Origin of the sequence: Actinopolyspora lacussalsi (assembly GCA_030803735.1) — a bacterium.
Classification (GTDB): Bacteria; Actinomycetota; Actinomycetes; order Mycobacteriales; family Pseudonocardiaceae; genus Actinopolyspora; species Actinopolyspora lacussalsi.
This window is the reverse complement of sequence record JAURUC010000001.1, coordinates 139,165-147,500: the sequence shown is the minus strand read 5'-3', so window position 1 is coordinate 147,500 and position 8,336 is coordinate 139,165. Positions and strand designations below refer to the sequence as shown.

The following is an 8,336-nucleotide window of genomic DNA, read 5'->3' as shown; positions in this document are numbered from 1 at the left end:
TTGAGCCTGCCGAGCACGCGGACCGCCTGGTAACCGACGTAGGCACCCACGTCGAGGAAGACCCCACCCGGCTCCAGCAGGGAGTCGATCAGGGCGGAGACCTCGGCGTCCCAGCGGTGGTGCGAGGACAGCCACGGCAGCATCACGGTGTCATCGGCGGGCAGCCGCAGCAGTCCCGCCTCGCACACCACGGGAGTGCCGGGCAGATGTGCCGTGTCGCTGTTGCGTTCGTGCTCCCGCAGCACGATGCGACGCAATGCGTCGGTACCGCGCAGCGCGTTGTCGATGTCCAGGGCGCTGCGGCGCAACCCGTTCTCCAGCTGTTCCTGCTGGCTCTTCTCCGACTCCTCGATCCGCTGTTCCAGCCGGTCGACCCGGTCCAGTGTCCGCTCCACCGCCCCGGTGAGGCTGTCGATGCGCTCGGCGAGCTCGGAGAGCTGTCGCTGACCGAACGAATCGCCGGTTTCCTCCAGCCCGCGCAGCCTGCGGTCGTGCTCCGCCAGTTCGGTACGGGCCTGCACCGTGCTGTCGTCGGCTCCCGCCACTCGGGAACCGAGCTGCTCCTGTCGCTGGGCGAGTTGCGTGAGCTCGGCGCGTACCGCGTTGATGTCGAGGTCGTCGGCGCGTTCCTGCTGCCTGCGAAGCAGTTCGGAGGAGGTTTTCTCCACCCCGTCCAGCAATGAGCGAATGATGTCGCGAATGTGCTCGTCGTAGTGGCCCAACGCCTTGAGCACGGCCTTGCGCAACGCGGGTGTGACGGCATTGCGCCCACCCATCCCCACTTCCGGTGGGCGGTGCAGCGCGTGACGGGCGATCAGCAGCGGACGCAACGGGTCCTCGTCGGGGGCGTGCTGGTCGCGTGCCCACTTGGCCCGCCAGTTGCGGTAGGCCGCCTCCACGCGCTCCCGCAGCTGTTCACCCGCCCTGCCCGGGGCGAGCTGTCGGGACAGCCGTTCCCCCGCCGCGACGGCGAACCGCTGGAGTTCACCGGGGTCGTCGGCGGCCGAGGTCAGCGCGGCAGCGGCGGACTCCACGTCGGGTTCGCCACTGCCGTGGCATCCCACCAGCACCGCGCCGGACGAGCCGAACAGCTCACCGACCGCCCCCTGTTCCACTGTGATCACCGGAATCCCGCACCCCGCGGCGTGCAGCATTCGCAGCGCGTAGCGGTCGCCGCCGACACCGCCGTCCGCCCGGTGCAGGGAGACGGCGCAGTCGGCGACCGACAGGAGCGTCTCCTCGGCGTCGTCCCGCTCCAGCAACAGGATCCGGTGGTCGGTGGTGGTGGCCAACCGCAGGCGTTCCGCCGCCTCGGGATGCTCCGCGGCACCGCTGACCGCCACGACCAGCCGCACGTCGGTGCGGCTGCCGAACGCGGCACCGAAAGCGGTCACCAGGCCGAGCACGTTCGCGCGGTGTTCCTCGGCGTGGTCGGCGAAGGCGGCGAAGACGAATTCCTGGTCGATCCCGAGGCGTTCCCGCGCGGTCTGCCGAATGGCGGGCTCAGTTGGCTCCCGCTCCGGGAACGGCAGCGCGAGCACGCGGGCCTGCACTCCCACGTGGCGCGCCGCGTGCCTGCCTGCCTGCGAGAGCGCCCACAGTTCGGTGGGTTCGCCGGAAGCGGGAGTGGTGTCGGCCGGATCGGCCCCACCGTCCGGCCGGATGTCGATGAGGTGGTGCCCGGCGGGTACGGGCACCGAGGGATCGCAGCGCAGCACGACGGGATAGCGCGCGTCGTCCGAGTTCGGGATGCCGGAGGTGCGCACGGCGAGCCGGACCAGTTCGGCGAGCCGTCCGGTACCGACGACCGCGACCCCCAGTTGGTCGGTCATCTCGGAGTCGTCGGTTCCCCTGCTCCGGGCCAACCGGGCGGGCACGCGCCCACTGGCCACCCCGACCCCGGCGCACCACTCGCGGAACGCGGCCGCGTCGTCGGTCAACGGGAGTGGATAGTCGCGCCGCAGCACCTGGTCGTCCTGCCACAGGGCGAAATCCCACCGGGAGCACCCCGCGGCGCGCTGTTGCTCGTCGGCGGGGCTGCCCGCCCACTCCAGGAATTCGGCGAACGGATCACGTTCCGGCCCGGCGGGTTCGAAGGGACTGGGCACGACGGGCTCGCCCGAGGACTCGGCGGACAGCCACTGGGCCCGGTACGCGGCGCGCAGCGAAGTCGGCAGCACCGTACCGTCGGGCAGTTCGTCGAACGGCGAGGCGCGTTCGCTCGTCATTCCCCGCGAGACGAGCGCGTTTCGGTAACCGGCACACAACTGCGCCAGCGGCGGTGATTCGGAGAGCAGCACCCGGGGGCGATCGGAGTACTCCGCGGAGAACAACCAGGGGCGCTGCGGTTCGAACCCCTCAAAGTGGACGGTACGCAGCGGATAACCATCCACTGTGTACGCACCGTCGGAGGTTTCGAGCTCGCGCTGCCCGGCGTTGTACACCGACAGCCCCACACCCGGGTCGCGCAGCACCCGGTGTTCGACCATGGCGGGCAGCCCCTCGAAGAACTCGGCCGCGGCGTCCGGTTCGGCACGCACCCGCTGTGCCCACTCGTCGAGCACCCGTTCCGCGCCGTGAGTTACCGCGAGCAGGTTCGGATCGAACGAGCCCGCCCGGGCCAGGTCCCTCGACCCGGGACGCAGCCCGTCGGCGGGCAACGGGCGAATCACCCGGGGAGCGAGGCCCAACGGCGCTTCGTCGCCGAGCGCGGCGAGCGGTTCCCCGAACGAGCCGAACACCCGGACCACCGGCGACAAATACAGCACGAGCGGTTCGGAGCGCAGCAGGCGGGCGAGCAGGCCGGGGAGCACGACCGAGTTGAGCGGTTCGCCGCCGCAGGCCGTGGCCAGCCGGGAGAACTCGACATCGTCGATACCGATGTCGACGGGGGTGCTGACCTCCTCCCGCAGGTCGGCTTCGAGGTCGGTGTCGAAGTCCAGCAGCAGGATCGTGAACCGCCCGCCGGGGTGGCACCGCAGGAACGAGTCACGCAGCACCCGCGCCCCGGCGAGCTGACCGTGCCGGGCGACCGTGCAACCGTGCGGGGCGGGGAACCCGTTCCCGTCATCGGCGGGCCGAGTCGATTCGTCCTCCGGCAGTTCGGCGGGCCAGGCGGGCTCGTCGACGAACTCGTCCGCCGAACCGAGCCCTTCGGGATCGGCGGACGGCCACTGGTTCGATTCGGAGTGGTCCAGGGGGTCGTTCACGAGTCCTGAACCTACCGTCGAGGCTTCGAGGTCGGCACTCCCCGACCGGATCACAGCATCGGCATCAGGGTGCGAAGCTCGTAAGGCGTGACGTGGCTGCGATAGGCGTTCCACTCGGCCCGCTTGTTGCGCAGGAAGAAGTCGAACACGTGCTCGCCGAGCGTCTCCGCCATGAGCTCCGAGTTCTCCATCTCGGACAGCGCCTCGTTGAGGTTCTGGGGCAGGCTGGGATACCCGGCGGCCTTGCGTTCGCTCTCGGTCAGCGACCAGACGTCGTCCTCGGCCGCGGGGGGAAGTTCGTAGCCCTGCTCCACGCCGCGCAGCCCCGCGGCGAGGATGGCCGCGTAAGCCAGGTAGGGGTTGCAAGCGGAGTCGAGGTTGCGCATCTCCACGCGCCGAGAGGAGGACTTGCCCGGCGAGTACATCGGCACCCGCACCAGTGCGGAGCGGTTCGCGTGGCCCCAGCAGACCGCCGTGGGCGCCTCACCGCCGACCACGAGGCGTTTGTAGGAATTCACCCATTGGTTGGTAACCGCGCTGATTTCCCTGGCGTGTCGCAGCAGCCCGGCCACGAAGGCCCGGCCGGTGTCGGAGAGCTCGTAGGGGTTCTCCGGGTGGTAGAAGGCGTTCTGGTCGCCCTCGAACAGGCTGATGTGGGTGTGCATCCCGGAACCGGGTTGCTCACTGAACGGTTTGGGCATGAACGAGGCCCGCACGTTCTGGGTGAGCGCGACCTCCTTGACCGTGTACCGGAAGGTCATCACGTTGTCGGCCATGGTCAGGGCGTCGGCGTAGCGCAGGTCGATCTCCTGCTGCCCGGGGGCGCCCTCGTGGTGGCTGAACTCGACGGATATCCCCATCGCCTCCAGCGCCTCGATGGCGTTGCGCCGGAAGTGCGGGGCGGCGTCGTGGCTGGCCTGGTCGAAGTACCCGCCGGAATCCGCGGCCACGGGTTCGCTGCCGTCCACGGGCAGATCCTTGAGCAGGAAGAACTCGATCTCCGGATGCACGTAGCAGGTGAACCCGGCCTCGGTCGCCTTCGAGAGGGTGCGCCGGAGCACGTGCCTGGGGTCGGCCCAGCAGGGCGATCCGTCCGGCATCGTAATGTCGCAGTACATCCGCGCCGAGTAGTGTTCGCCGTCGGCGGTTTCCCAGGGCAGCACTTGGAAGGTCGCCGGATCGGGTTTGGCGACCATGTCCGACTCGTAGATGCGGGAGAACCCCTCGATCGCGGATCCGTCGAAACCGATCCCCTCGGCGAAGGCCCCTTCGAGCTCGGCGGGCGAGATGGCCACCGATTTGAGAATGCCGAGAACGTCGGTGAACCACAGCCGCACGAAGCGGATGTCGCGTTCTTCCAGAGTGCGGAGCACGAACTCCTGCTGACGATCCATGCCCGCACCCTAAGCGTCCGGGCGGGTTCGTGCCCCACCCGCTCGGTCACGAGTGGGTGGGGCACGCCCACCGACAGCGTGGCCGAGCCTCGCTCGGACCGGGGGCTCGGCGCGTGACTGTCGGTGCGGAGCTTCCGATGGGGCGGTCACGGCCCCGACCGGAAAACCTCGATCAGGCCGAGCAGCGCTTGCCCTGCTCGGGAACCCGCAGATCGACCAGGTAGCGCGTCCCTGCCTTGTTCACGCAGTCGTTGTCGCCGAGGAAAACCGTGTGCCCCTCACCCTCGTAGGTCAGCAGCCTCCCGCCCAGCGCGTCGGCGAGCTCTCGCCCGTTCTCGTAGGGCGTGGCCGGGTCTCCGGTGGTCGATATCACCATCGTGGCGGGCAGTTTCCCCGGTCGGGGCTCCGGCTTGTCACCTGTCTCCGGGACGGGCCAGAAGGCACAGCGGTCGCGGGCGGAGCTGACCGGCTGACCGTCGTCGGTGAAGGGGGCGGCCTGGCGGTACTTCCGGTTGAGTTCGCGCTGTTGCTGCCTGCCGCCGATGCGGTTGGCGTCCACGCAGACCACCGCCTGGTGGGCGGCCATCATGTTGGAGTAGGAACCGTCCTCGGCTCTGCCGTGGTAGAGGTCGGCCAGTCGCAGCAGCACCGAGCCGTCGCCATTGGCCAACCGGGACAGTCCCGCGTTGAGTGGCTTCCAATACTGCTTCGTGTAGAGCGCCTGCACGAGGCCGGTCTCGACATCCTCGTAGGACAGTTTCCTCCCGTCGAATCTCGTGGCGGCCGGACTGTCGATCAGGGGGCGGGTGATCTCGTGGAACCGCCGCACCGCGCGGTCGGGATCGCCGCCCAGCGCGCAGCGCTGCTGCCTGGCGCACCACTGTGCGAAGGAGTCGAAGGCCTGCTGGAACCCGGCGGCCTGTTCCAGGTTGGTCTCGGTCTGGTCCCACTCGCCCGGCGCCACGGCGCCGTCCAGCACCATTGCCCGGACGCGGTCCGGGAACCGGGAGGCGTACTCGTTGCCGAGCAACGTGCCGTAGGAGTAACCGAGATAGGTGAGTTTCTCGTCACCGAGCGCGGCCCGCAGCACGTCCATGTCCCTGGCGACGCTGGCGGTGCCCACGTTGGCCAGCAACTTCTCACCGCTGCGTTCGGCGCACTTCTCGGCGTAGCGGCGGTTCTCCTCCTCGATCCGTTCGACGGCTCCGTCGGAGGTGATCACCTCGGAGTTCAGTCGAGCGGTGTCCTTCTCCGAGGCGTTGAGGCACTCGACGCGAGGAGTGCTCGCCCCGACGCCGCGCGGGTCGAAGCCGACCAGGTCGAACTTCTCGCCGAGCTCGGTGCCCTTCACGCTGGAGATCCGCGCGGCGGCCGAGGCCATCCCGGAGGCGCCCGGCCCGCCGGGATTGGACACCAACGAACCGATGCGCGCCTGCTCGTCGGAGGCGGACCGGCGCAGCACGCCGATCTTCGCGGTCTCGCCGTCGGGCTCGTCGTAGTCCAGCGGCACGGTCAGCCGGGCGCATTCCAGCCCCTCGGTGCCGAAGAGCTTCTCCGTGCGGGGAGTGGTGGTGTAGGACTCGCAGCTCTCCCAGTCGAGTGACTGCTGGTAGTAGTCCCGCAGCTCGGCGGTGGAGCTCTGCTCACCGGATGGTTCGTTGTGCTGCTGTTGTGAATCCTGCGTGTTCGAGCACGCCGTCGTGACCCCCAGAAGAGCGACAGCGGCGACCACGATTCGTGGGCGAAGCATGCGCGGGATCGTGACACGCGACACCGAACCGCACGATGGGTCGCCCCGGCGAACGTGCGCGGCGTCACTGAGCGAAGATGGGGGCATGCCGCAGTTGCGCGTAGCTCTGGCCCAGGTAAACCCCTGCGTGGGCGATATCGCGGGTAACAGTTCGCTGGTCCTGGAACGCAGCGAGGAAGCCGTGGCGCGCGGGGCGCACGTCGTGGCGTTCCCGGAGATGGTGCTGTCCGGCTATCCGGTGGAGGACCTGGCGCTGCGCAAGTCGTTCGCGGCGGCCAACCGCGCCGAGTTGGAGTCGCTGGCGGTGCGGCTGCGGGACGCGGGCTGCGGCGAGGCGCTGGTGATCGTGGGGCATCTGGACCGCGATGACGAGGGGGTGCGCAACGCGGCTTCGCTGCTGCACGGCGGCGAGGTGGTCAGCACCTACTTCAAGCACCACCTGCCGAACTACGGGGTCTTCGACGAGGCGCGCTACTTCGCCCCCGGCTACGACCTGCCGATCGTGCGGTTCCACGGCCTCGACATCGGCGTGGTCATCTGTGAGGACATCTGGCAGAACGGCGGACCGATCGCGGCACTCGGCAAGGTCGGGGTGGACGCGGTGGTCTGCGTCAACGGCTCGCCGTACCAGCGGGCCAAGGACCACGAGCGCACCCAGCTTGTGGTGCGCCGCGCCGCCGAGGCCGGGGCGCCGATGGCCTACGTGAACATGGTGGGCGCGCAGGACGAGCTGGTCTTCGACGGCGACTCGATGATCGCCACGAATCACGGGGAACTGCTGAGTCGCGCCCCTCGGTTCGCGGAGCACCTGCTGGTGCGCGACCTGGAGCTCAGCGCGGGCGGCCACACCTCCACCGATGTGTCCCCCGAACCGGTCGAGCAGGGAACACCGCTGCACTTCCGCCCGCGCGCGCTGCCCGCCTTCCACGTCGACCGACTCACGCTGAGTCCGGATCCGCTGCCCGCCTACGAGCCCGAGGAGAACGAGGGGCTCACCGAGCCGCTGGCCGAGGAGGCCGAGGTGTGGTGGGCGCTGGTCACCGGGCTGCGGGACTACCTGCGCAAGAACGGGTTCAAGTCGGTGGCCTTCGGCTTCTCCGGTGGTATCGACTCGTCGGTGTGCGCGGCGCTGAGCGCGGACGCACTGGGTGCGGACGGGCTGTACGGGGTGTCGCTGCCCTCGCACTACTCCACGGAGCACTCCCGTTCCGACGCGGCCGAGCTGGCCGAGCGGATCGGCTGCCACTTCGAGGTGCACCCGATCGAGGACATGGTCCGGGTGTTCGTCGACCAGCTGGGACTGTCCGGACTGGCCGAGGAGAACGTGCAGGCGCGCTGCCGGGGAATCACGCTGATGGCGCTGTCCAATCAGCACGGGCACCTAGTGCTGGCCCCGGGCAACAAGACGGAGCTGGCGGTGGGCTACTCCACGATCTACGGCGACGCGGTCGGCGGGTTCGCGCCGATCAAGGACGTGCCCAAGACGCTGGTGTGGCGGCTGGCGCGCTGGCGCAACGCGGAGGCCGAGAAGCGCGGTGAGACGCCGCCGATCCCGGAGAGCTCGATAACCAAGGAACCCTCGGCCGAGCTGCGACCCGGCCAGGTGGACACGGACTCGCTGCCGCCGTACGAACTGCTCGACGAGGTGCTCGACGGTTACGTCGAGGGTGACAAGAGCTACGACGACCTGCTGCTGGAGGGTTTCGACGCCGAGCTGGTGGAGCGGGTGCTGCGGATGGTCGACCGGGCGGAGCACAAGCGCAGGCAGTACCCACCGGGCACCAAGATCACGCTGAAGGCGTTCGGGCGGGACCGCCGGTTGCCCGTGACCAATCGGTGGCGCGAGGCGCGGCCCTGACGGTTCTTTCGCCCCGGTTGTCTTAGCGCTCGGTTGGCGGAACCTCTCGCACGGCTCTCGCCACCGTCCCGGCGATTTCGCGAGAAATTGACACAGCCGGGGCCACACCGCCGTACTGGCGCGGC

Annotated in this window: 4 protein-coding genes (1 of these 4 running past the window's edge); 1 reads left to right on the top strand and 3 read right to left on the bottom strand. The window is 69.5% G+C overall.

Going from position 1 to position 8,336, the window contains the following annotated elements:
- The 3 genes from J2S53_RS00675 to J2S53_RS00665 all read right to left on the bottom strand — a co-directional run.
- Window positions 1-3,209, bottom strand: the 5' portion of a protein-coding gene (locus J2S53_RS00675; RefSeq protein ID WP_456239312.1) for an FkbM family methyltransferase. 595 nt of this gene lie to the left of the window's left edge; only the first 3,209 of its 3,804 coding nucleotides appear in the window; the start codon lies at window positions 3,207-3,209; its stop codon lies beyond the left edge, outside the window.
- A gap of 50 nt (window positions 3,210-3,259) precedes the next feature.
- Complete coding sequence (locus J2S53_RS00670) at window positions 3,260-4,603, bottom strand: glutamine synthetase family protein (protein ID WP_092929120.1); 1,344 nt, start codon at window positions 4,601-4,603, stop codon at window positions 3,260-3,262.
- A 172-nt stretch (window positions 4,604-4,775) separates the two neighbouring features.
- Entirely contained in the window at window positions 4,776-6,353 is a 1,578-nt protein-coding gene (locus tag J2S53_RS00665; RefSeq protein ID WP_456239311.1) for an alpha/beta hydrolase, read from the bottom strand.
- An 85-nt stretch (window positions 6,354-6,438) separates the two neighbouring features.
- Between J2S53_RS00665 and J2S53_RS00660 the strand changes: the two genes are divergently transcribed.
- The gene (locus J2S53_RS00660) at window positions 6,439-8,211 is read left to right on the top strand and encodes an NAD+ synthase (RefSeq protein WP_456239310.1); all 1,773 of its coding nucleotides are present in this window, start codon (window positions 6,439-6,441) and stop codon (window positions 8,209-8,211) included.
- Window positions 8,212-8,336: the final 125 nt, after the last annotated feature.

What these genes read in the sequence shown, in the direction of transcription:
- J2S53_RS00670 (WP_092929120.1), bottom strand. Translation starts at nt 4,603, where the DNA reads ATGGATCGTCAGCAGGAGTTCGTGCTCCGCACTCTGGAAGAACGCGAC.
- J2S53_RS00665 (WP_456239311.1), bottom strand. Translation starts at nt 6,353, where the DNA reads ATGCTTCGCCCACGAATCGTGGTCGCCGCTGTCGCTCTTCTGGGGGTC.
- J2S53_RS00660 (WP_456239310.1), top strand. Translation starts at nt 6,439, where the DNA reads ATGCCGCAGTTGCGCGTAGCTCTGGCCCAGGTAAACCCCTGCGTGGGC.